Source organism: Candidatus Methylobacter favarea (assembly GCF_902806695.1).
In the GTDB taxonomy this organism is placed as follows: Bacteria; Pseudomonadota; Gammaproteobacteria; order Methylococcales; family Methylomonadaceae; genus Methylobacter_B; species Methylobacter_B favarea.
Genome location: NZ_CADCXN010000083.1, coordinates 1 through 21,994, shown reverse-complemented (window position 1 = coordinate 21,994; position 21,994 = coordinate 1). Strand labels below are relative to the sequence as shown.

At 46.6% G+C, this 21,994-nt stretch carries 26 protein-coding genes; 22 read left to right on the top strand and 4 right to left on the bottom strand.

Features of this window, described 5'->3' with window-relative positions; genetic code table 11:
• Window positions 1-72: 72 nt before the first annotated feature.
• Window positions 73-711 (bottom strand): uracil-DNA glycosylase family protein, encoded by a 639-nt coding sequence (locus HUX64_RS13435; RefSeq protein ID WP_174626730.1) that lies wholly within the window; start codon window positions 709-711, stop codon window positions 73-75.
• 428 nt (window positions 712-1,139) lie between these two features.
• On the opposite strand from HUX64_RS13435, the gene HUX64_RS13430 reads away from it, so the two are divergent.
• The 3 genes from HUX64_RS13430 (at window position 1,140) to HUX64_RS13425 (ending at window position 2,457) form a co-directional block, all read left to right on the top strand.
• A complete protein-coding gene (locus HUX64_RS13430; protein ID WP_246247026.1) occupies window positions 1,140-1,856 on the top strand; it encodes an MgtC/SapB family protein in 717 nt (238 codons plus the stop codon).
• Entirely contained in the window at window positions 1,832-2,110 is a 279-nt protein-coding gene (locus HUX64_RS20140; RefSeq protein ID WP_343034407.1) for a hypothetical protein, read from the top strand. The genes HUX64_RS13430 and HUX64_RS20140 overlap by 25 nt, the downstream gene beginning before the upstream one ends.
• Before the next feature lie 86 nt (window positions 2,111-2,196).
• Window positions 2,197-2,457, top strand: a complete 261-nt coding sequence (locus HUX64_RS13425) for a hypothetical protein (protein ID WP_246247025.1) — start codon at window positions 2,197-2,199, stop codon at window positions 2,455-2,457.
• Between the two features lie 414 nt (window positions 2,458-2,871).
• Here the strand turns inward: HUX64_RS13425 and HUX64_RS13420 are convergent, their stop codons facing one another.
• Window positions 2,872-3,966 carry a transglycosylase SLT domain-containing protein gene (locus tag HUX64_RS13420; RefSeq protein ID WP_174626729.1) on the bottom strand — a complete coding sequence of 365 codons (1,095 nt, stop codon included), beginning with the start codon at window positions 3,964-3,966 and terminating at the stop codon, window positions 2,872-2,874.
• Window positions 3,967-4,452: 486 nt separating this feature from the next.
• Here HUX64_RS13420 and HUX64_RS13415 point away from each other — a divergent pair, with 486 nt between their 5' ends.
• The 13 genes from HUX64_RS13415 (at window position 4,453) to HUX64_RS13360 (ending at window position 13,478) form a co-directional block, all read left to right on the top strand.
• Window positions 4,453-5,181 (top strand): beta-ketoacyl synthase chain length factor, encoded by a 729-nt coding sequence (locus HUX64_RS13415; RefSeq protein WP_174626728.1) that lies wholly within the window; start codon window positions 4,453-4,455, stop codon window positions 5,179-5,181.
• Complete coding sequence (locus tag HUX64_RS13410) at window positions 5,166-5,960, top strand: lysophospholipid acyltransferase family protein (protein ID WP_174626727.1); 795 nt, start codon at window positions 5,166-5,168, stop codon at window positions 5,958-5,960. The genes HUX64_RS13415 and HUX64_RS13410 overlap by 16 nt, the downstream gene beginning before the upstream one ends.
• Complete coding sequence (locus HUX64_RS13405) at window positions 5,950-6,210, top strand: phosphopantetheine-binding protein (RefSeq protein ID WP_174626726.1); 261 nt, start codon at window positions 5,950-5,952, stop codon at window positions 6,208-6,210. Before HUX64_RS13410 ends, HUX64_RS13405 begins: the two co-directional genes overlap by 11 nt.
• A gap of 22 nt (window positions 6,211-6,232) precedes the next feature.
• Window positions 6,233-6,481, top strand: a complete 249-nt coding sequence (locus tag HUX64_RS13400; protein WP_174626725.1) for an acyl carrier protein — start codon at window positions 6,233-6,235, stop codon at window positions 6,479-6,481.
• Complete coding sequence (locus tag HUX64_RS13395) at window positions 6,474-7,037, top strand: COG4648 family protein (RefSeq protein ID WP_246247024.1); 564 nt, start codon at window positions 6,474-6,476, stop codon at window positions 7,035-7,037. Before HUX64_RS13400 ends, HUX64_RS13395 begins: the two co-directional genes overlap by 8 nt.
• Window positions 7,027-8,721 carry an ApeI family dehydratase gene (locus tag HUX64_RS13390; RefSeq protein WP_174626724.1) on the top strand — a complete coding sequence of 565 codons (1,695 nt, stop codon included), beginning with the start codon at window positions 7,027-7,029 and terminating at the stop codon, window positions 8,719-8,721. The genes HUX64_RS13395 and HUX64_RS13390 overlap by 11 nt, the downstream gene beginning before the upstream one ends.
• Before the next feature lie 53 nt (window positions 8,722-8,774).
• Entirely contained in the window at window positions 8,775-9,374 is a 600-nt protein-coding gene (locus HUX64_RS13385; RefSeq protein ID WP_174626723.1) for a histidine phosphatase family protein, read from the top strand.
• 152 nt (window positions 9,375-9,526) lie between these two features.
• Entirely contained in the window at window positions 9,527-10,024 is a 498-nt protein-coding gene (purE, locus tag HUX64_RS13380) for a 5-(carboxyamino)imidazole ribonucleotide mutase (protein WP_174626722.1), read from the top strand.
• Entirely contained in the window at window positions 10,021-11,115 is a 1,095-nt protein-coding gene (locus HUX64_RS13375) for a 5-(carboxyamino)imidazole ribonucleotide synthase (protein ID WP_174626721.1), read from the top strand. The genes purE and HUX64_RS13375 overlap by 4 nt, the downstream gene beginning before the upstream one ends.
• A gap of 247 nt (window positions 11,116-11,362) precedes the next feature.
• Window positions 11,363-11,809: an NAD(P)/FAD-dependent oxidoreductase gene (locus HUX64_RS19785; RefSeq protein WP_246247023.1), complete on the top strand. Its 447-nt coding sequence runs from the start codon at window positions 11,363-11,365 to the stop codon at window positions 11,807-11,809.
• Window positions 11,796-12,581, top strand: a complete 786-nt coding sequence (locus tag HUX64_RS19780; RefSeq protein WP_246247022.1) for an NAD(P)/FAD-dependent oxidoreductase — start codon at window positions 11,796-11,798, stop codon at window positions 12,579-12,581. Before HUX64_RS19785 ends, HUX64_RS19780 begins: the two co-directional genes overlap by 14 nt.
• A 21-nt stretch (window positions 12,582-12,602) precedes the next feature.
• On the top strand, window positions 12,603-13,214 hold the full coding sequence (locus tag HUX64_RS13365; RefSeq protein WP_246247021.1) for a DUF3261 domain-containing protein: 612 nt from the start codon (window positions 12,603-12,605) through the stop codon (window positions 13,212-13,214).
• A gap of 69 nt (window positions 13,215-13,283) precedes the next feature.
• Window positions 13,284-13,478, top strand: coding sequence for a hypothetical protein (locus HUX64_RS13360; protein ID WP_174626720.1), 195 nt, complete (start codon window positions 13,284-13,286; stop codon window positions 13,476-13,478).
• Window positions 13,479-13,535: 57 nt separating this feature from the next.
• On the opposite strand, the gene HUX64_RS13355 is transcribed toward HUX64_RS13360, so the two are convergent.
• Complete coding sequence (locus HUX64_RS13355) at window positions 13,536-13,997, bottom strand: DUF1772 domain-containing protein (protein ID WP_174626719.1); 462 nt, start codon at window positions 13,995-13,997, stop codon at window positions 13,536-13,538.
• Between the two features lie 259 nt (window positions 13,998-14,256).
• Entirely contained in the window at window positions 14,257-15,051 is a 795-nt protein-coding gene (locus HUX64_RS13350) for an inositol monophosphatase family protein (protein ID WP_174626738.1), read from the bottom strand.
• Window positions 15,052-15,142: 91 nt separating this feature from the next.
• Between HUX64_RS13350 and HUX64_RS13345 the strand changes: the two genes are divergently transcribed.
• From HUX64_RS13345 to HUX64_RS13320, 6 genes are all read left to right on the top strand, one after another.
• Window positions 15,143-15,877 (top strand): RNA methyltransferase, encoded by a 735-nt coding sequence (locus tag HUX64_RS13345; RefSeq protein WP_174626737.1) that lies wholly within the window; start codon window positions 15,143-15,145, stop codon window positions 15,875-15,877.
• Between the two features lie 176 nt (window positions 15,878-16,053).
• On the top strand, window positions 16,054-16,536 hold the full coding sequence (locus tag HUX64_RS13340; protein WP_174626718.1) for an Rrf2 family transcriptional regulator: 483 nt from the start codon (window positions 16,054-16,056) through the stop codon (window positions 16,534-16,536).
• A gap of 5 nt (window positions 16,537-16,541) precedes the next feature.
• Window positions 16,542-17,651 carry a cysteine desulfurase family protein gene (locus HUX64_RS13335; RefSeq protein WP_174626717.1) on the top strand — a complete coding sequence of 370 codons (1,110 nt, stop codon included), beginning with the start codon at window positions 16,542-16,544 and terminating at the stop codon, window positions 17,649-17,651.
• 14 nt (window positions 17,652-17,665) lie between these two features.
• Window positions 17,666-17,989 (top strand): iron-sulfur cluster assembly protein IscA, encoded by a 324-nt coding sequence (gene iscA, locus HUX64_RS13330; RefSeq protein WP_174626716.1) that lies wholly within the window; start codon window positions 17,666-17,668, stop codon window positions 17,987-17,989.
• A gap of 1,097 nt (window positions 17,990-19,086) precedes the next feature.
• On the top strand, window positions 19,087-20,064 hold the full coding sequence (locus HUX64_RS13325) for a glycosyltransferase family 4 protein (protein WP_174626715.1): 978 nt from the start codon (window positions 19,087-19,089) through the stop codon (window positions 20,062-20,064).
• Between the two features lie 348 nt (window positions 20,065-20,412).
• Entirely contained in the window at window positions 20,413-21,507 is a 1,095-nt protein-coding gene (locus HUX64_RS13320; RefSeq protein ID WP_174626714.1) for an O-fucosyltransferase family protein, read from the top strand.
• Window positions 21,508-21,994: the final 487 nt, after the last annotated feature.

The window sequence follows — 21,994 nt, the reverse complement described above, 5'->3', positions numbered from 1 at the left end:
TTTACAGGGTTATAACACTTTATCCGGCATAACGAGAGTAGCAGACAATAAAGTCACTGATTTATTGATGGATTATTTAATAATCTCGATAATATTTTTAATCTGCCGGCTATACCTTGATTTTTCCCAATTTCCATAGGAAGGATGAGGAACTTCAATAATTGCCGGAAAATGATTTTTTACATAGTGCTTCCAGAAAGTCTGCACGAAGTTCCCGCATAATATAATGATGACATTGTCATCAAGGCAGGCGATTCGCCGATTAAAGTCATCGCTCAAGATATCAATAATCTTGTTAATATCATCATTGGCCGGTTTTTCAGCCCTCTTTTTGGGGTTGCTTCTGATGGTTTCAAAAATTCCCAGTACTTTACGAAGCTCAGGACAAAAAGCCTCATAATCATAGGCAGTCATTTGCAAAGGTAAATTTGAAATATTCATCAGGCCAATTTTTTTCACTTTTCCTGCCTTAACCAGCCTCCCGAAGGCCATGTCTTTATCGGCTTCATCTATAGATAAAACATCCTTTAATACTTTGGTTACCGATTTTCCACTTCTCCCTGCCAGCGGCGCTTCATGTTCTATTTCATCTTTATGAGGAGATTCCAGGATGAGTAAAATTTTTCTATCTGCCACCAAATCTTTAACTAAATAAGCTTTACCGGATTTATTTGCGCCTTGCCTTAATTTTTCAATAATTTTACTCAGCATTCCTAACTCCTTCCGGGTAACATTATTACAATTTGTTGGTACATGATTCCCATTCTATAGTGGATACTCTTGTTCCGACAATCTTATAGCAAATTTAAAGCTGTTTTCTAGCCTGACGCCTGATGAGGCTTCGTCGATCAGAAGCTAAAATACTCGGCCAGATCACGAACATCAGGCATTGAGGCATGGTTTTGGATTAACAGGCTTTGTTGAATGGTCTTGGCGCACAGTGAAATGGTAGCTTTTATTTAAGATTAAATAGCTAATCTGGAAATAATCAGGACTTGGAGAAATACGAGCTTGGACTGGCTATCTTCCCTGGCCGGTCTTTGAAAAAGACACTAGGTTCAGCAATAAACAAAATAATCGCAGAGGCAAATGACTGAATTGGAAAGCTTCAAGGTATTGGCAATCTCGCTGCCATAGGCTTGCTTATCGGTATGGAGCGGGGCCGGCGCGCCCGTGACCTGGATGAAGGTATGGGCGTTGCCGGGCTGCGTACTTATGGACTTATTAGCTTGCTGGGCGGACTTTGGGGCATACTGGCCCGGCAGATTGATCCAGTATTGATGGGTTTTGCTTTTCTGGGACTGACATCAGTTTTGCTGCTTGCTTACAGTAAAAGCCTCAACAAATTTCAGGATTTCAGTATCACCGGAATTATTGCATCGCTGATTACTTTTGTTTTGGGCGCCTTAACTGTTTTTGGCCATATCGCGATCGCTTCTGCCGGCGCCGTAGTCATTAGCTCACTGCTTGGCTTTAAGCCACGGCTTCAAGGTTGGCTGAAAAAGCTGGAGCAGCATGAACTGTATGCCACCCTGAAACTGTTGCTGATCTCGGTCGTTATTTTCCCGATACTGCCCGATCAGGGCTATGGCCCCTGGGCCGCCTTTAATCCCTATCATATCTGGCGGCTGGTTGTGCTGATTGCAGGTATTTCCTATCTTGGCTATTTGGCCCTCTGGATAGTCGGTAATCAGCATGGGCCGGTGCTGCCCGGCGCATTAGGAGGATTAGCATCTTCTACAGCCGCTGCCCTTGATCTGCCCAGGTTACTGCCGCACTATCCAGGCATGGAAATTGGGCCGGCGCCCGGGATTCAACAGCTTGCGCCACGATGTTTACGCCCGCACTTCTGCTGACCTTGGTTATGAATCCGGCATGGTTCCGGATACCGCTCCCGGCGCTGCTGGTAATGAGCATTTACACTGACCCGGTTGCCTTTCTGTTATGGCGAAATACGCGTGATTTCCGGTCCAATGAAGAGGTAAGGCTGCAAAATTCTTTCCAATTAGGCATGGCCTTTGGACTATCGGCTGCCGCGGGCCCCCACGTTCGTGATCGGAAGCACTTTATCGGGAGCTATCACAGCGGGCTTGATAATGTTGTAATCTAAATGACAATTTGAGAACGTGATACTTTCTCGCCGCACCGCACTTACCGGAACCTTTCAATTATTATTAACCATCTAACAGGCATTATATGAAACTAAAAGACAGGGCAGCAAAAATCGGACAATTCATACGCAGCAATCCCCTTAATGCATTGCTTGCGTGCTGGTTCATTATCGTGCTTGTCATACTATCAAGGCTCTATTTCAGCGCCAATGTCGACGATTCCAACTGGGAGCAATTCAAAATTGAGCATCATTGCAAATTGCGCATGACCAAAACCGGAACCCAGCGTTCCAGTTGGGAATGTGATGACAGGAAAATTTATTACCGCTGGAGGCAGCAACGATAATTAATGAACAGAAGAGCTAAATTCCCGGCAGCTGTTCAGCCTGCAAGGATAGCGGGCTGGCCGATAGGCGGGAATGAAGGGCTTGCAGAATCATTGCTTTAACTCATTCTTACGATTCTTTTTTACAGTATCGAGGCATTTTGCTTTAGTCATAAGAGCGTTGCAATTAGTAATTTCCATAGCCAGCCTATCGTTAATTCCGGCTGAAAAATCAGTGTATTGACCGGTTCGTCAGTTCTGCGCCGGCGGCTCTTCGACAGGCTTCCAGGCCTTGCAAAGGAATTAATCGTCTAAATGCCTGGGTTCAACCGCCTGCCTGGCTGGGAATGATCATCAATATGCATAGACACAGCTTGATGTCTGCTGAAAAGCTTTTATTTTTTATATTCATGCGGGCCAAGCCTGTTAAGCCTTTTACAGGCCGGGTATGCCGAGGCGTTGTATGCGAATGGCGTTATTGCCTTCTTCATAGGCAAGCAATTTTCCTTCTTTTTGCCATATCCTGAAAGCCAGCGAATAGGATAAAACCCGGATGGGATAATCCCGCGGCAGTACCTGCAGATAAGGCTGTATGGTCACGAAATCGTTCGCGCCATACTGTTGCATGATAAATCGCAGCCCGCCGTTGGCCGGGCCAATATTGTAGGCCAGCAAGCCCAGAAACAGATCGTTATTCATTTGCCGCAGATAATATTTCAGCGTGGCGGCGGCGATGAAGGCATTGTGCCGGGAATTAAGCAATGACGGCTTGTCCACATCGAGACGCCGGCTGACCTGGTTCATGATGGCTTTCGGCACCAGGGTAATTTGAAAAAGACCGCGGCCGCCGTCGCCGCTGTCTCGCGGCATGAATGACGACTCGGCGGCGGCAATGCCCTGCAGGAGATTGGGATTAATTCCGTAGGCCCGGGCCGCCTCCTCTATCACGGGGTTATATTCGATGGAGCGGCTTACCAAACGCTGTAGTTGGGATGATTTGTAACGGCGGTAAGCCGCGTATACCTGATGAGCCAGGGTAACACGGCTGGCTTCCTGCTTGCCGCCGACCAGCGTGCGAAAGTTTCCGAATGCCAGAGTAAACTCATCCTGTATGACAAACCAGCCGATAATCAGCGCCAGGCTGATCGACATAAACGGAAGCCATATCAAGGCGTCGTCTTGCAGCCATTTTCTAAGTTTCCACCAGCCTATCAAAAACCCGGCTACTATCAGAATTAATCCCAATACACCGATTGCGAAAGGTAACAAACTGCCAAAAAAACTGGTGCCGGAAAACCAGTTCGCGGAATAACCCAGCATGAACATGATGGTTGATACAGCCGTTATCACCAGGCCAAGCACTTCCAGAGAAATCAGCAGCAGTTTACGCCTGAAGTTGCTTTGGAGCGGTGGCGGGGCTTTTGCCGATTTTCGGGCTGCCGGCCTCGGCGAACGCGGCCCGGGCTTGCGCTTTACTACGGCCTTGGCATTGTCTGGCTCCTGGTTACGAGTAACTGCCGGTTTATTCATCGGCAAGGCTATCCGTATCGGCAGGCTTGTTTTTTGACAGGATAGCGTTTTGCATAGAAATTAAAATAAAACCATCACCGGATAAAATATATGAAAATCTGAGTTCCGGCATTTAGTTTATTGCGTATTTCACTATTACTCCACCCTTTGATTACCGTGGATTTAACCGTGATAAGGCATAAGCCGCTAACTTTTAATGACTTTAAGAGAGGAAAAATTTAAATTCTTCATCAATCCAATTATACCTGCGACGCAACAATTTAAAAGTTTTCACAAGTTCATAAGTTCATAAGTTCATGAGGCGAAGTAATAATCGAAGAGCTTTTACGAAGAGGATGATTAATTTTGCTAAAATAAAACTTATTGATACCTGGGCAAAAAGCAATCATAGCCTGAACAATCCGCACCAGCGGATTGAACAATAGTCTTATTTCAGCGTTGCCGCGGCTCGCCTTAATGCATTGAACAACTATACTACCCCGGCTCATGATCGCCGATTTTGTTATCTCTAATTGGAATGCCTGGGCTCCCGGCTTCAACTCGCCGGATGACCCGAGCGCCTGGCAGTCACGACTACAAACCGGACAAGGCTCTAATCCTGCAGCGCCCGCCTTTGTTCCTAAAATGCTTCAGCGCCGGTTAAGTCCATTGGCCAAGGCTGTTTTTAGTGCGGCTGATGGCTGTCTTGCCGCCGGAGAAAAGCTATCAGCCGTGTTCAGTTCTGCTCATGGTGAGATTTGTAAATCCCTGGATATCCTCAAAGCCATTCAGTCCGCCGAGGAGATTTCGCCTACGGCATTCAGCCTTTCTGTCCACAATGCCATAGCCGGATTGTTTTCCATAGCCTATGCTAATCAGATGGAAATTACCGTTATTGCTCCAGGCTTTGAAGGTATCGCACCGGCTTTTATTGAAGCGCTCGGGCTTTTGCAGGAAGGCGCTGCTGAAGTGCTGCTGGTTTTATACGATGAGCCTATCGCTGACTTTTATCCGATTTCGCCGTTTAATCTTAATGCACAAACTACTTGCGCACTGGCGCTAAGGCTTGCTTTAATAGGAAATGGCTTGCCTTTGCAATTTTGCCGTTCAGCGCAATCCCGTGATGACGGCGAGCATCCCATACAATTACTGGCTTTTTTAAAGTTTCTTCTTGGGGAAGATCGATCGTTAAGTTTGGGTCATCACGGGCATAGCTGGCGATGGGACAAACTATAAGCCGAAAATTAATGTACGCCTGGCGGCTTTTTGCAACAGGATTCAGTTTTTTCAGCTTCGGCGCGGGCGGCCTGCTGTTGTGGATTCTGGTTTTCCCCGTATTATCCATCCTGCCCGGCAGCCGCTTGCAAAAGGTAAGCCGCGGACAAAAAGTTGTGCATTACAGCTTTTATGTTTTTATAGGGCTGATGCACAAAATCGGCGTTATGACTTATGAAATAACCGGCCTGGAAAAGCTTAACCGTCCCGGACAACTGATAGTCGCCAATCACCCCACACTGGTTGATATAGTTTTCCTGATCAGCCGGATCAAACAGGCAAACTGCATTGTAAAGGAAAAGCTCTGGCATAATCCTTTTATGCGCGGGCCTATTTTAAATGCCGGCTATATCAGTAACGGCGATCCCGGGCAAATGATAGCCGAGTGTGTCAACTGGCTGCAATCAGGCGGCTCAATGATCATCTTTCCGGAGGGAACCAGATCAGTGCCGGGCAAGCCTTGCCGTTTTCAGCGGGGCGCCGCGGCAATCGCGTTGCAGGCTAACAAAATTGTAACGCCTGTCACCTTGTCCTGTTATCCCGCCACCCTGGCAAAAGCCGAGCAATGGTATCAGATTCCTGACCGCCGCTTTCATTTGGCAATGCATGTGGGGGACGATATTGCGCTGGATGAATTTATCAACACAAGCCCGAAATCAATCGCTGTCCGGCGCTTTAATCAATATTTACAGGATTATTTTACTCAACAGAGAGACCTCTACAAGCACTATGGAAAATGAATTAAAACAATTAATAATTGATACGCTGGATTTGGAAGACCTCAGCATAGCTGATATAGATAGTCACGAAGCGCTTTTTGACGGCGGTTTGGCGCTGGATTCCATAGATGCCCTGGAATTAGGGCTGGCTATCCGTAAAAAATATAACGTAAAAATTAATGCGGAAAAAGAAGATGTGGGGAAGATTTTTGCTTCCGTTTCGTCGTTGGCCGCTTATATTTCGGCACAAAATGTCGCCCCTCACTATTAATTCCCGCGCACTTGTGAAAGTAATGCAAAATCGTGAAGAAATTTTAACGGCTGTTAAAGAAATAATGGTCGAAATGTTCGAGATAGATCAGGACGCTGTCACTTTGGAAGCCAGCTTATACAAGGATCTTGATTTTGACAGCATTGATGCAGTCGATATGATAGTCCGGCTTAAGGAAATAACCGGAGAATCGATCAAGCCTGAAGATTTCAAGGCCGCCCGCACCATTGGCGATGTCGTGGAGGCCGTTTATAAGATGATGAATGACTGATGGCATGCATCATTTTATAAACAGTGTGACAGGACTGCTGACCTTGGTCTATCCTTTCGCTGTTTATTTCGGCATCAATTATCTTGAGCCGCGGCAAATAGCGGCCATGCTGGTTATATTACTGCTCATCAGAGTGTCTGCGGGTCATTCCGCCAAATACCGGAGCGCCCCGCTTTTAATTGCCGGCATTGTGTATTGCGGGTTTGCAATCTGGATTAATAACCTTGTCACCCTGCGTTTTTATCCGGTACTGGTTAATGGAATGATGTTGCTGGTTTTCTCGTGGAGTTTGGTGTCACCGCCCAGCCTGATTGAGCGTCTGGCGCGATTTCAACATCCCGATTTACCGCCGGAAGGCATTATTTATACGCGCCGCGTCACCCAGGCCTGGTGTGTCTTTTTTATTATCAACGGCAGTATGGCGCTGGCAACAGCCTTATGGAGCAGCTTTGAATTCTGGAGTTTATATAATGGCTTGATAGCCTACTTATTGATGGGAGCCTTGTTCGGCGCGGAGTATATTATCAGAATGAGGACCCAAAAATATGTCCGGTGAATTGATTCCGCTATCGCATTGTGCGACTGCAAAGAGACAGGACAATTTACCGCTGGCTTTTCATGCCGGGCATTATTACTGCGCCGACAGATTTTATGCGGCAGTCAGACATTGGGTAAACCTGCTGCAATCGCAACCTTTCGAGCGTTATACTTTATATACGGACGATGCCTATCCTTTTGCAGTTATGCTGTTTGCGCTTTTTCATGCCGGCAAGGAAGTCTGGATTCCCGGTAATAACCGCCCCGGCACCGCACAGCAACTTCAGCAGCAAAAATGCCGGCTCATAGGCGATTGGGATAAAACGCAGGCATTTGATTATTGCCTGGATTCAGCGGATTATTTCAATCCGGCGTTTTTGCCCCTAAACTCCGACACGAAATTGGTGATTTTCACCTCAGGTTCTACCGGACAGCCCAAGCCGATTGAAAAGCGGCTGATTCAATTTCAGCGTGAGATAGCGCTGCTCGAAAAACTCTGGGGCAAACAGCTGGCCGCAGCTGCGGCTTTATCTACCGTCAGCCATCAGCACATCTATGGCTTGTTGTTCCGGGTGCTGTGGCCTTTGTCAGCGGAACGCTGTTTTCACAGCCGGAGTTATATTGATCCCGAGTTGTTGGCAGATGCTATTCAGGACACGCCCGCCTACTGGATTGCCAGCCCTGCGCATTTAAAACGCCTGGATCGAAATTCACCGTGGCAGACAATAAGCGCTTTAAACGCTATCTTCAGTTCCGGAGGGCCTTTACAATATAGTACTGCGCAGCAGATTCTCGCAAACAGCGGACAATCTGTTATCGAAGTCTTCGGCAGTTCGGAGAGCGGCGGCATTGCCTGGAGGCAGCAAAATAGAAAGCCTGATACAGCCTGGACGTTATTTGAAGGCATGACGCTTAGCTGCAAGGATGACCGCTGGCATCTGCATTCGCCTCTAGCCGGTAAGTCTGGTCTGCCGCTGGATGATCAACTTGATTTGCAACATGACGGCCGGTTTTTTCTGCAAGGCCGGGTGGATCGGATTGTCAAGCTGGAAGGAAAACGTGTGTCTTTAACAGAGCTTGAGCAGCGTTTAATGGACACCCAATTGATAGCTGAGGCGTTTACGGTGATGATTGCGAAAAACCGGGATGAAATCGGGGCGGTTTGTGTCCTGAACCAGAAGGGTTTAGCGCAGTTAAAAGCGAGCGGAAGAAACCAGCTCATCAAAGAAATCCGGATAGCACTTTATAAGTGGTTTGAGGCTGTGGTTCTACCCAGAAAATGGCTGTTTGTGGACAGGCTGCCGCTTAATGCGCAGGGGAAAATCGATCAGCATATTTTAATGCAACTGCTGGACGGGAATTATCGCAAATTTCCACAGGTGCTGGGATTTGAAATGACTTGTGATAGCATTGAACTGATGGTCAAGGTTCCCCATAAACTGATTTATTTTGCTGATCATTTTTCAGGTTATCCAATTCTGCCGGGCGTGGTGCAAATCGCCTGGGCTGACTATTTCGGCAGGCTGTTTTTTGCCATTGATGAGCCGTTTTTAAACATGGAAGTCATTAAATTCGTCAAAGTCATTCAGCCTGAAGATGAGCTGAAACTGACGCTTGATTGGAAAAAGGATATTGGTAAACTGTATTTTAATTTCAGCTCGGAAGCGGGAATGCACAGCTCAGGGCTTCTGCTAAGTAGATAATCATAAGCCTATCGGATATAAACTTCATATTCTGCCCTATTTAAACAATTTTTATGAATTCTAAAATTTTTCTTATCCGGCACGGGGAAACGGCATGGTCGCTTTCCGGGCAGCATACGGGGCGCACTGATATTGTGCTCACCGCGAAAGGCGAGCAGGATGCGCGCAAGCTGGGCGAACGCTTGCAGGCTACGAACTTCAATCATGTCTTAAGCAGTCCGCGGCAGCGGGCGCGGCAGACCTGTGATCTGGCCGGTCTGGGAGGCGCCGCGCAAATCGAGCCTGATCTCGTGGAATGGAATTATGGCGACTACGAAGGCCAGCGCACGGTCGACATCCTGAAAATGCGGCCGGACTGGAACCTCTTTCAAGACGGCGCGCCCAACGGTGAAACGCCGGCGCAGGTTTCCAGCCGCGCCAAGCGGGTTATTGATCATTTAAAATCACTGCAAGGAAATATCGCCGTGTTCTCGCATGGACATTTCGGACGCGTCCTGGCTGCCTGCTGGATTGGCCTGACCGTGAGCGAAGCACGGTATTTTTTGCTGAGCCCTGCCTCCCTGAGCATTCTCGACTATGAGCACAATAACCCTGCAGAACCTGTCATCGCACTTTGGAATGATAGTGAAGAAACATGGGGATTTGCAGATTAATGATAATTTTACAAGTTTCCTGACAGGCAAATCCGGCAGCATAAACCGAATCTGGAAAACATCGCCGCGGCATCTATGCGATACTGGATCGCTTTAGTAATTATGTATTGTATGATCGTTTCTATTATTTTGATTCTGAAAAGGAGCTCCTCATGACGGCACTGGCGGGCATTATTATGGGTTCGATGTCTGACTGGGAAACGATGCGCTTTGCCGCAGAGACGCTGGAGCGGCTTGAAATTCCGCATGAGGTTGAAGTTATTTCCGCGCACCGGACCCCGGACAAGCTGTTCCAATACGCTGAAGCGGCCGAGGCCAAAGGCCTGGAAGTTATTATCGCCGGCGCAGGCGGAGCAGCGCACTTGCCGGGCATGATGGCCGCGAAAACAGCGATTCCTGTTTTAGGCGTTCCTATACAGTCGAAAGCTTTAAACGGCATGGATTCCCTATTGTCCATCGTCCAGATGCCGGCCGGCATTCCGGTCGGCACACTGGCGATAGGCAAAGCGGGAGCTATCAATGCGGCATTACTGGCGGCGGCCATTATCAGTAATAAACATGGCCAATACGGGGATGCCTTGCAAAACTTCAGGCGTGAACAGACCGAAACGGTTCTCGCACATTCCGATCCACGGGAAGAGAATTTATGATAGTCGGCATACTGGGCGCAGGGCAGCTTGCGAGAATGATCGCCCTGGCGGGTTATCCTTTAGGGCTGGATTTTATTTTTCTTGATCCATCAGCTGATGCCTGCGCCAATACATTAGGAGAGCATTTGCTCGGCGACTACAACGATCCCGGATTACTTGCAGAACTTGCCGAGCGCGCCGATGTCGTTACTTACGAATTTGAGAATGTGCCGGCGGCTGTCGCGGAATTTCTGTCCGCCCACACCCAGGTGTATCCCTGGCCGAACGCATTAGCCGTTGCCCAGGATCGATTAATCGAAAAAACCTTTTTCCATGAGCTTGGCATTCCAACGCCGGCTTATGCCGCCGTGGACAGTTTTGAAAGTCTGAAACAGGCGATGGCGAGCATCGGCTGGCCCGCTATTTTAAAAAGCCGCAAACTGGGATATGACGGCAAAGGCCAGTCCGTGCTTAAATCGGCTGATGATTTAAAATCAGCCTGGGCTTTGTTGGAAGACGCGCCCGCTATCGTTGAAGCCTTCGTGCCGTTTGACCGGGAGGTGTCCATTATTGCCGCTCGCAATGTTTCAGGCGCAAGCGTTTTCTATCCATTGTCGGAAAACTTGCATCGCGGCGGTATTCTGCGTATTTCTGAAAGCCGGGAAGGCGATGTCATGCAGGCGCAGGCCGAAACCTATGTTTCGCGCCTGATGGAAACGCTGAATTATGTCGGCGTGCTGGCGCTGGAGTTATTTGAAAGAGACGGACAATTAATCGCCAATGAGTTCGCGCCGCGCGTGCACAACTCCGGCCACTGGACGATTGAAGGCGCTGAAACCAGCCAGTTTGAAAATCATCTGCGGGCAATTCTGGATCTGCCTTTGGGCGCAACTGCAGCTGTTGAGCAATCAGCCATGGTTAACTTTATCGGCAACCTGCCTTCTACGGAAGATGTGCTGGGCATTCCGCAGGCGCATTTGCATCTTTATAAAAAAACTCCCCGCAAAGGCCGCAAAGTGGCTCATGCCACCGTGCGCGCAGACAATCCGGAAAAATTATCCAAGTTGATTAAAGCGCTGACAACGCTTGCCGATCAGGTTGATGACTCCTAGAGCTTGGCGGTTGACCTGACCAGGTTCAGTCTTATACAGCACAAGTGCCAGAATAGTCATACTGACGATAGAGACTACTTGCTGACAATATTTCTTGCCTGATGGTAAAGGCGCAAAAATCTTGCGTCTTTAAGCTTTACTTTTCTACACCGCCCCCATGAGCATAATGTTGAGTATTAGGCGTGGATGCCGGTAATTTGGCTTAGTGAGAATTTTTTCAGCACTTCCTTAAAATCAAGAATTCACAATGGCACCCGGTCAAATCTGCAAAGTCATCATAGGAGCAGGGCCTTCCGGCAGTATTGCCGGGGCATTACTGCGAAATAAAGGATACCATGTGACTATCCGGGAACATCAACGGTTTCCCCGGTTCAGTATTGGCGAAAGCCTCCTGCCTCAGTGTATGGAGTTCATTCAACAGGCCGTGATGATGGAGACGGGGGTGCATGGAGGCTTTGAATACAAAGACGGCGTCTCTTTTGTATACCGGAACCGGCAAACCGAATTTTCTTTTGAAGACAAGTTTACAGCAGGCATTGGCACTGCTTTTCAGGTTCAGCGCGACGGGTTTGATAATCTGCTTGCCAGTGAAGCCGTGCGGAAGAGCATCGATATACAGTGGCAAATGGAAGTTATAGCTGTTGATTTTACAGGCGATAAATCGAAACTGAAGACGCGCGATGAAGCCGGTTAAAGCAGGAAATTATGAAGCTGATTTTGTGCTGGATGACAGCGGCTTCGGGAGTATATTGCCCAAGCTGCTGGATTTGGAGTCGCCCTCCGGCTTTCCCGTCAGACAAGCGCTGTTCGGGCATATCGAAGACAGAATCAAGGTTACGCAATTCGACAGGAATAAAATACGAATCACGGTTCATCCCGAATGTAAAGACGTCTGGTTTTGGCTGATACCTTTCAGCAACGGCCGCAGCAGCATAGGGGTAGTCGCCGAGTCCGGCTTTTATAAGCAATGGGATGATAACGATAGCGCATTGCAGGATATAATCGGTCAGGAATCCAGGTTAACCGGCTTGCTGAAAAATGCCGTATTCGATCAAAAGATCAATGCCCTTACCGGTTATTCCGCCAATGTAAAAAGCCTGTACGGCAAAGACTATGTCTTGCTGGACAATGCCGGGGAGTTTCCGGACCCGGTTTTTTCTTCCGGCGTTACCATTGCGATAAAATCAGCGAGTCTGGCGGCCGAGATTCTGGACCGCCAGTTTAATAATGAAGCCGTGGACTGGCGCATGGATTATGCAATGCCGTTGCAGCGGGGCGTCAATACCTTTCGCATATTTGTCAACGCTTGGTATGATGGACGCTTTCAGGATGTTATTTTCCACCCAAGGCAGCAGCCCGAAATTAAAGCGATGATTTGTTCAATATTGGCCGGCTATGCGTGGGATGAAAATAATCCTTATGTAAAAAACGCGCGGGCCAGACTCGATACGCTGCTTCAATTATGACGCCAGGGGTAGGACGGCAGCTTGACTGGCATTATACAATCGCACAAAAGTCTTCCGGCACTATTAGTGATTATGACTTGCCAGTTTGTTAAAGTTCTTATCTTCACCTGCGTATTATCCGGCTGTGCTGCTTTCGATAAGCAGGAAGTTAGCGGCCAGCCCGTAGTCATGCCGATAGCGCCGCCTGTAGGGCCCGCGAGAAGAATAGTACAGCAGATAACGGCGCTATGGCCGGGCCGACAGGAAATCCTGGTGTGCGTTCTGGAATTGGACGAACGGCATATTGCAATGGCGGGATTAAGCAATGAAGGGCTCAGTCTCTTTAATCTGACCTATGACGGCAAAAAACTGGAACTGGATAAAAGCCCGCTTTTACCCGATACAATGGCTCCCGAATTTATTATCACGGATTTACAATTGGCTTATTGGCCTATTGCCATGCTGCAAAAAATACTGCCTGCGCAGTGGCGGCTGGAAGCAGGTCAAAATCATCGGCATTTGTATTACCAGAATCAAAAACGCGTGGATGTTAATTATTTATCCAGCGATGCCGGCTGGCCTAAAGACGTGGAACTGATCAATTACCCGTACAATTACCGCTTGCGCATTAAAACGATTAGTTATACCCAATAATACCCTGCACAGCCTTTTACAGATTTAGGAATCAATAGGGCCAAGGCCAAAATCGCCAGTGAAGAAGCCTTGGAAAAACAACTCTGGAAAGCCGCGACAAGCTGCGAAAAAATTCTGCCCTATACAGTGGATTTGCGGCAATACGCTGAACTCGCCAATATCGGCCTAAGCGCCCATATTGACCGCGTGGGCGTGGTAATTTATGACAGGAATACGGAAACCAACAAGGCGAATGCCGAGAATTCGGCACGAGTTAGGCTATGAGTGAGTTTGTTCCGCGGGGCACGAAAAGCATGTGCCCACCCTACCTTTTTACTGCCTTTACTCAATAAGCACGGACAGCACTAGCAGGCAAAATCCGCAGAACCACGCGATAAAAGCTGCTACATGCCCATACTCCCATCGGTCGCGCAGCTGCAAATAGGCTTTGGGAACAAATTCTGGTGTCGATTCTATAACTTGTAACCATTCGGCATTCACCGGCGCTACAAGGGCAAACCAGAGTATCAGTGAAAATATGAGGCTGAGCGTTGCGAATAACGTCAAGCGGAATGCGGGGCGGAATCGAACTAAAAACGCAAGTATGGCTACGGCCAAGATGGAGGCGACTTGTATAAAGGCGCCGACCGATCCGAACAGCCGATACAAGGTACTGGTAACTGCCGCATACATCACCGCGTCGTATTGCATTTTAGGTGGAAGTTCAAGCAAGTGCGCAGTCCCCATAGTCAGCCCGAGTGCAACAAGTACAAGGGTAATGAAGCGCAATACGAGCAAATGCATAATTACCTCCCGATTGTAGTGGATGCTATTTTTTCCAAGCCTATTATCAATTCGGCCATGCAAACAGAGAGGTCAGTCTATTTGAAGCTGTTGTATAGGGTCGAAGTCACTGGCAAATTCAGAAAAATTAAAATGTCCAGATGCTGAATCCATAGTAGGGGCTATGCTCAGACCCGCCTCTTATCCAGGCATCCTGGGAATTGGTCCGGATAAACCTCCTGCCTTCCGGTTTTGAAATAAATATTATTGTTCAGATTATTTATTTCAAGCTATCAGTAACATGCGGCTCAATAAGCTGGTACATAATTTGATGCATTTTCGGGCTTGCCGCAATCACATTACCTGATTTTATATAATTGTCATTAAAAGAAAAGTCCGTTATTACGCCCCCCGCTTCTTTTATTAATAAAATTCCTGCAGCCATATCCCATTCCATTACCCCTATTTCCCAGAAACCATCCAGGCGGCCGGCTGCGACATAAGCCAAATCCAGTGCTGCCGCGCCGGCCCGGCGAATCCCTGCGCAGTCCGTTGTGAATGCGCGAAACATCCCTATATAAGCATCAAGATGTTGATCGGTTTTAAAAGGAAAGCCTGTACCGATTAATGCGCCTTTTAAACTGTTTTGAGTGGTTACTCTGAGACGACGATTATTTAACAGGGCGCCTCCGCCCCGTTTAGCGGTAAATAATTCATCCCGCAACGGATCGTAAACTACGCCCACTTCAAGTTTTCCTTTGTGCTTTAAGGCAATGGACACGGCATATTGAGGAAAGCCGTGCAGGAAATTGGTAGTGCCGTCGAGGGGATCAATCACCCAGACAAAATCGTTGCCTTTATGTTGGCCGCTTTCTTCCGCCAGAATGCCGTGCTCAGGAAAGGCGGCCTTGATAATACTGATAATCTCCCGTTCAGCCATGCGGTCGACCTCGCTGGCATAATCATTTTTGCCTTTTTGGTCTATGCGCAGAAGGCCGATATTATCGGAAGAGCGAAGGATGAGCTCGCCTGCGCTTCTAGCTGCGCGGACGGCAATATTGAGCATGGGTTGCATGGGAAAATTGATAATGTATACAGAAAACGACATAGGATACCAAATCTTTTGATAGACTTGGATGTTTTTTCCACATAAAGAGATTCATGCATTGCTGTCAAATATAAAAATTGTTCTGGTCGAAACCACTCATCCGGGAAACATAGGGGCAGTGGCCCGGGCGATGAAAAACATGAAAATGCATAACCTCTGGCTGGTTTCGCCAAAAATTTTCCCCAGTGCTGACGCCACCTCCAGGGCTTCCGGTGCGGATGATATTTTAGCCCGTGCATCAGTGTGCCGCTATTTGCAAGAGGCTATTGCTGATTGCCAGCTTATAATTGGAGCCAGCGCCCGTTGCCGGACTATCAGCTGGCCGGAATTGACGCCGCGGGAATGTGCAGAGAAAGTGATGATTAGTGAGCCGGGCAATAATGTGGCCATTGTTTTTGGACGGGAAAATTCAGGATTAAAAAATCATGAACTGGATTTATGCCGCTATCTGCTCCGGATCCCCTGTAACAGCGAATACAGTTCCCTGAATCTGGCAGCTGCCGTGCAAGTGGTTTGTTATGAATTATTTATTGCTTCCGGGCTGCAGGAACAAGCATCCATTGGCGATAAAGGTGAAACTCCCTTGGCTACGGCAGCTCAGATGGAATCTTTCTATACCCATTTATACCGGGCATTAACCGATATTGGCTTTATGCATCCTGATAAATCAAATTCCATTATGCGGCGTTTACGGAGAATTTATAATCGGGTGCAGCTGGATACCAAAGAACTTGACATACTCAGAGGGATTTTAAGGATGTCGCAGGGTGAAGGGCGAAAACGCAAGCATTAATCGCCTGGATATAAATCCAAAATTACCAGTAAATTCAGACCAGACTTAATTAAGCTATTAATTTATTTATAAATTTTGTAAGTCTGACCTATCCACGACCCAGGCATAATAGTTGACTATTAGAGTAGGTTGAGTATAGTGGCAGCCTATTATCAGTTATTGTAAAGGATGGTCTCGTGCGCTTAACCACTAAAGGTCGCTATGCGGTAACTGCAATGATTGATCTGGCTTTTCACAGTCAACAGAACCCGACTGCATTGACCGATATAGCGGCCCGTCAATCCTTGTCCTTATCTTATCTGGAACAGTTATTTGCCCGATTACGCCGCGCCGGCATGGTGCAGGGAATACGCGGACCCGGAGGCGGCTATAAACTATGCCGCAAGGCCAGCGATATCAATATTGCTGATATTATCAGCGCCGTAGATGAGCAGATTGATTCAACCAGCTGTGGCGGTGAATCAAATTGCCAGAACAACCAGCCCTGCTTAACGCATGATTTATGGGTAGGATTGAGCGAGCAGATTAGCAAATATTTAAAAGGCATCACCTTGGCTGAACTGATGGAAAAAAATCAGGTCAAGGAAATTGCCGTACGGCAGGCTAAAGACGCCCAACAAGTTATTGAAATCCATCATCACAGCAGAGTTAATGCATAATCTGAATGATCTACTTTGATCATAACGCCACCACACCGATAGATGATCGAGTGCTGGACACCATGCTGCCCTTCCTGAAAACTTTTTATGGCAATGCTTCCAGTTTATACCGTCCCGGCAGGATTGTTCGAAGTGCTATTGATACAGCGCGGGAGCAAGTGGCGGCTCTGGTCGGTGTGCAAGCTGCGCAAATTGTTTTTACCAGCGGGGGTACGGAAGCTAATCATCTGGCATTGGCAACGCTCGACCCCAAATCCCGATTCGCCATTTCAGCCATTGAGCATCCTTCCATCACTGAACATGCCCTGCATTTAAAAAGCCAGGGACATGATTTGGCAATTATTGATGTGGACGCCGACGGCTTGATTACTCAGGAAGCTATTGATAAAGTTATTCACTACCGGCCCAAGCTGGTTACGATCATGCTGGCAAATAACGAAACCGGCGCAGTGCAGAAGTTAAGTCAATATGCCATGCAGTTGAGAGAAAACGGGATCACTGTCCATACCGATGCGGTGCAGGCGCTAGGTAAAATTCCCGTCGCCTTTTACGAGCTTGGCGTGCACTTGATGTCTTTATCAAGCCATAAAATCTACGGGCCTAAAGGCTGCGGTGCATTGGTATTTGAGAAAAGCGTAGAGATAAAACCGGTCTTGCTGGGCGGCGGACAGGAGCAAGGGCTTAGAGCGGGGACTGAAAATGCCGCCGCCATAGTTGGATTCGGAAAAGCTGCGGAACTTGCGCAAGCAGAACTTGCCCAACGCAGTGAACATTTGCTGGCCCTCAGAAAACTGCTGGAGGAGGGTTTATCAACTATTCCCGGTTTGACAATTTTTGCACGGCATGCAGACCGGCTGCCCAATACCGTGCAGTTCGGCCTCCACGAAATCGATGGTGAAATGCTGGTGATGAAGCTGGATCAGAAAGGGTTTGCAGTTTCCAGCGGATCGGCCTGCGCCAGTGGCGGAAAAGAGCCCAGTTTCGTATTGACGGCTATGGGTATTGATCCTGATTTTGCAAAAAGTGCGATCCGGGTCAGTTTGGGAAAAGACAATACTGAAGCGGAAGTTATTGACTTTATTAATCTTTTAAAACTCCTGGTTGCCCAGCGATAAGAATGAGGAATGTTATGTCTGTTACATTAACTGAAAATGCAGCTCGCCAAATTAAAAAGCAGCTGGAAAAACGCGGAAAAGGCATCGGGTTAAAATTGGGGGTTAAAAAATCCGGTTGCTCGGGTTATGCTTATGCGCTTGATTATGCAGATGATCTTAATGAAAATGATGCCGTCTTTGAAGATTTCGGCGTTAAAGTTATCGTACAGGAAAAGGATTTGGAATTTGTTAATGGCATAGAGCTCGATTACCGCCGGGAAGGCATCAATGAGGCGTTTCAATTCAATAATCCCAATGTGAAAGGGACCTGCGGTTGCGGCGAGAGTTTTACGGTTTGACAAGCAAGACATGCGGCTCTTCCGGATTCCCAAGCCCCCTATTGCGAACTAATGAATCCTGTTGTTCTCTTCGGGATATAAGTTCCGTATGCATAATCATCAGTGAATTTTAAGTCTTCTATTTATTTCCGTTCACTCTCTATATTGATGAGGCGCCGTTCAAGCCTGAACGGCTGAGTATTGCGAGGCCCTTGGCTTCTACCTCAAGTTGCTGGACTCATGCATCCAGGACATTGTGGTTTTAGAAAACTCAAATGCAGATTTTTCTCTTCTGGAGGAGGTTTATACACTATCGGGCTCGAAGTAAAATATTGAACTCATCCATACAACTTCAGATTATCCACCAGAGCGCGGCAAAGGTTACGGAGAATTTAAGATGATTGACGAGGGTATGTTAACTTCCACACTCCTCCGTCAAGCCCAACATATTTGGAAAGTTACGGGGCGTCATAAAGTGCTGAATATGGCAGCACTTATCAATAATGCACCGTACACGTATGAAATATATGCAGACCTACGTAGTGTCCCCCTTGATTGGCGACATACTTGGCGGCAATCATTGGATGGATTTGCGAGTATTTTCTTTCTTTTCAACAGCTTATGATGAATTATTCAGAGGTAAATATGGATCAGCCTTTGTGCTTGAAAAGTACTTTTTTGAGACTATAAAGAATCGATGGAAACAGGAACATGCCGGCATTTTTTGTAGATTTGATATTCAGCCAAATCTAATAGGTTTTAGCGGTAATTCCAATAAAAGCTACCAGAGCGTATCCTATAAAATTAAGAACTCGATCAGAACTGTCGTTAGACGGGTACTTCCTTCACTTTGGCTATAGATGAAGTAAGAACGTTTTAAAACCAGTATTATTTATTTTAGCTTTTTCTTTACTTAATTTTTATGAATTAAGCACTTGTGTCCCTATAATAAAGATTTTTCAAATGGTCTAAATGGAGATTAAGTTGAGAAATATAAGCGCAACATTGGGTAGTAGGCTTATTGCTGAGCGAGTCATAAATATAAAGCAGGATATTTAATTATGCAGTGGAAAGTTGTCACACCGTTTACTAGATCTAGATCCCGATCAGGATGGATTATGGATTTTATTCCTTCCGAACAACATAACTTTGATTTTATACCCGCAAATTACACTCATGATCGCTCGAGAAAAGCCTCTTCCGTAATGGATTGGCTAGACTATTTTACTCATGCAATTCGGGCATGGTTTTCGGCTTGCATAACTGGAAAAAATGTGGGATTTATAACTGCCTTCCCTCAACTCCCTATAATACTTGGCCTGTTAAAACGCACTTTCCATTCTAAAAGACCTTTAGTGGCATGGCTCTTCAATATGGGCCGTGTCTATGGAGGAGTTAAAGGTTCGATTGCAAGATTCGCACTTAGTGGAGTTGACATTTTTGTCGTGCATTCAACTGAAGAGATTAATACCTATAGCTCATGGCTCAGGCTCCCCCGGGAGCGATTTGTATTTGTTCCGCTTTCAATTGAACTACGTAATGCAACAGCTGAAGAAGATATTAACCATCCGTTTATACTGGCGATGGGTTCGGCTAATAGAGACTATCGTCTTTTTGTTGAAGCAGCAAAAATACTAGACTATCAAACCATCATTGTGGCTGGCGATCATGCGTTAGAAGGTATTAATCTGCCTGAAAACGTGAGGGTAATGTCTGAATTGTCTCTCGAAAAATGTCATGAGCTATGCCAGATGGCAACTGTAAACGTCATCCCTGTCGATAATATGACTACCGCATCCGGTCAAGTCACGTTGCTTGAGACGATGATGTATAGCAAAGCCGTGATTGCCACTGAATGTGTTGGTACATTGGATTATATTACCAACGGAGTTAATGGAATTTTAATTCCCCCAAAAGATATTGACGCTATGACTAGTGCGATCAAGAAGCTATGGGAGGAAAAAGCATTAAGGCAGGAAATCGGTCGCGCATCAAGAAGGTACATTGAAGACAATATAACATTTAAGGCTGTATCCAAATCTATGTCTTCATTATTGGATGATCTCGAGAGGAACAGCATCAATCTATTGTCCTGAATACTTATTTCGCATAATCACTCATGCCACTCCTACAAGGGTGAGTTAGTTCAATATTCTTCTTTCTCCTTAAACCCGCCTATACTGCACCAGAAGCGATATTCCTTTCAATCTTACTCACTTCATTGCTGCACTTGCAGTTATAATAACTCATCTGAGCGTTGAGCGGATGTGTTACCGGTTCAAAGCGACGATGCGAGACTATTCATCAGGAATCTATTTTTTGCTCAACCGAGATTTCCTAATATGCACCTTTGCGAATTTTTCGAAACTCTCGATTTGCCATGGGCTTCGGTTTCGGAAATTCCTCTTTAAAGAAAAAGGATGCGCTTTATTCGCAAAAATTCTATGAAAGCTGAGAACTTGACTCCTCCCAAATACTTTTGTTGTTCACTAATCAATGCAGGGATTGGCGACCAGTTTTTTCAATTTTCACAATTGTATAACTTGGGAAAAAGTTTGGGCCTAGAGTATGTCTACTTAAAATTTCCCCCAAATCAGTGGTCTCCTGATTTTGATTTCTGGAAATTTTTCGGAATAGACTACGGTGAAAAAAATATTGATGACTTTCTAAACTACGAACGCATTCCGGTTGATTCCTATGAAGCCACTCGTGTTCTTGCTGAAGAGCGTTCGCTGTTTACAATTCTGCCTACCAGGAGATCTGAGTTGGCGCTCATTCAACTAAACTTTTCACCCAAACTCTATACATCAAATCCTGAAAGAATCAAAGTGCCGCTTCGATTTACACTGAGACCGAAAATAAGATTAACCGATCATAATAGCCCGGAGCTCTCATTGGAGACTTCGTCTTCGCCTCTGATTTGCCTCCATATCAGAAGAGGCGACTGCACTTGGGTGAAATATCGAGAGAGATATGTGTTCTTGGGCATGCGCAAGATTGCAAAAAACGATTCCGATCTGGATGTAAGGAGAGCACCTGCAACCGAGCATTACCTTCAACTTTTAGATACGGCACTGGTGTGTTCAGGACAGCAAGCCTTTAGAATCAGGGTATACTCGGATGGCCCTTGCAATGTTTTTGAAATGAGTACATCTCTACTGGCTCGTCTGTCCACTCGAATTATCATAAAGTTTCCTTCGCTCCTTACAACCCATAGAATAATATTACGTTCTTTAAGGCGTTTCTATAATCCTATGTCGTTACCTGAGATTCAGGCCGAGTGGAAAGCCATGCGTGAAAGTCTCCAGGAATTTTCTCGATTTCCAGAGCTCGTTTTGCGGGTTGGAACTAGCCCCGAGCTAACAGGTGAAACTATTTTGGCCTTCTATAAGGCAAACATTGCGATTGTCCGTAGCGACAGAGGGTTTCCATTGTTTGCTTCCGCAGACTCAGAAAAACAATGTGTGCTTTCGGTTTTGGATCCATTAGAAACAAACAAAATACGTCTAGCAAAATATATAAGAGAAAATTATTCTTAAGAAACTGTTTGGAAACGATTAACTCAGGCTTTATATTAAGATTTTATCTGAAAGGCGAGCAGCCAAGGGCGGCACTTGCCGCATGGGTTTACAGTCTAGGCAACAGTTTATTCCCGCGCTTAGCGGGAATTACGCGAGAGGGCTTGGCTCCTATGACCCCAGTAGGGGCGCCGCCCAGCCGAAGCAGGGTGACTGCAATAGCTATTGGTCATTTGCCTGAGGTTTGGCTGCACAGGGAGAAAGAGTCTTACCAAGCAAATAAACTTTTATATTTTCAGGGGATGGGCAAAAATAGCCAAAAGAGAGTTCTGTCCACGCCTAATTATACCGAATAAATTTCCCTGTCTATAAAGCGGATTAAGCAGTATGAAACCAGTTAAGTTTGTTATGCAGCGTTACGACTGTGCCAATAATAATCAGGGTGGGCGCTTTAATATTCTGACTGGCAACCTGGGCTGGTAATGATTCCAGGGTGCCGGTAACTACC

What these genes read in the sequence shown, in the direction of transcription:
- HUX64_RS13435 (WP_174626730.1), bottom strand. Translation starts at nt 711, where the DNA reads ATGCTGAGTAAAATTATTGAAAAATTAAGGCAAGGCGCAAATAAATCC.
- HUX64_RS20140 (WP_343034407.1), top strand. Translation starts at nt 1,832, where the DNA reads ATGTTTACGCCCGCACTTCTGCTGACCTTGGTTATGAATCCGGCATGG.
- HUX64_RS13425 (WP_246247025.1), top strand. Translation starts at nt 2,197, where the DNA reads ATGAAACTAAAAGACAGGGCAGCAAAAATCGGACAATTCATACGCAGC.
- HUX64_RS13420 (WP_174626729.1), bottom strand. Translation starts at nt 3,966, where the DNA reads ATGAATAAACCGGCAGTTACTCGTAACCAGGAGCCAGACAATGCCAAG.
- HUX64_RS13415 (WP_174626728.1), top strand. Translation starts at nt 4,453, where the DNA reads ATGATCGCCGATTTTGTTATCTCTAATTGGAATGCCTGGGCTCCCGGC.
- HUX64_RS13410 (WP_174626727.1), top strand. Translation starts at nt 5,166, where the DNA reads ATGGGACAAACTATAAGCCGAAAATTAATGTACGCCTGGCGGCTTTTT.
- HUX64_RS13405 (WP_174626726.1), top strand. Translation starts at nt 5,950, where the DNA reads ATGGAAAATGAATTAAAACAATTAATAATTGATACGCTGGATTTGGAA.
- HUX64_RS13400 (WP_174626725.1), top strand. Translation starts at nt 6,233, where the DNA reads ATGCAAAATCGTGAAGAAATTTTAACGGCTGTTAAAGAAATAATGGTC.
- HUX64_RS13395 (WP_246247024.1), top strand. Translation starts at nt 6,474, where the DNA reads ATGACTGATGGCATGCATCATTTTATAAACAGTGTGACAGGACTGCTG.
- HUX64_RS13390 (WP_174626724.1), top strand. Translation starts at nt 7,027, where the DNA reads ATGTCCGGTGAATTGATTCCGCTATCGCATTGTGCGACTGCAAAGAGA.
- HUX64_RS13385 (WP_174626723.1), top strand. Translation starts at nt 8,775, where the DNA reads ATGAATTCTAAAATTTTTCTTATCCGGCACGGGGAAACGGCATGGTCG.
- purE (WP_174626722.1), top strand. Translation starts at nt 9,527, where the DNA reads ATGACGGCACTGGCGGGCATTATTATGGGTTCGATGTCTGACTGGGAA.
- HUX64_RS13375 (WP_174626721.1), top strand. Translation starts at nt 10,021, where the DNA reads ATGATAGTCGGCATACTGGGCGCAGGGCAGCTTGCGAGAATGATCGCC.
- HUX64_RS19785 (WP_246247023.1), top strand. Translation starts at nt 11,363, where the DNA reads ATGGCACCCGGTCAAATCTGCAAAGTCATCATAGGAGCAGGGCCTTCC.
- HUX64_RS19780 (WP_246247022.1), top strand. Translation starts at nt 11,796, where the DNA reads ATGAAGCCGGTTAAAGCAGGAAATTATGAAGCTGATTTTGTGCTGGAT.
- HUX64_RS13355 (WP_174626719.1), bottom strand. Translation starts at nt 13,997, where the DNA reads ATGCATTTGCTCGTATTGCGCTTCATTACCCTTGTACTTGTTGCACTC.
- HUX64_RS13350 (WP_174626738.1), bottom strand. Translation starts at nt 15,051, where the DNA reads ATGCAACCCATGCTCAATATTGCCGTCCGCGCAGCTAGAAGCGCAGGC.
- HUX64_RS13335 (WP_174626717.1), top strand. Translation starts at nt 16,542, where the DNA reads ATGATCTACTTTGATCATAACGCCACCACACCGATAGATGATCGAGTG.
- iscA (WP_174626716.1), top strand. Translation starts at nt 17,666, where the DNA reads ATGTCTGTTACATTAACTGAAAATGCAGCTCGCCAAATTAAAAAGCAG.
- HUX64_RS13325 (WP_174626715.1), top strand. Translation starts at nt 19,087, where the DNA reads ATGGATTTTATTCCTTCCGAACAACATAACTTTGATTTTATACCCGCA.
- HUX64_RS13320 (WP_174626714.1), top strand. Translation starts at nt 20,413, where the DNA reads ATGAAAGCTGAGAACTTGACTCCTCCCAAATACTTTTGTTGTTCACTA.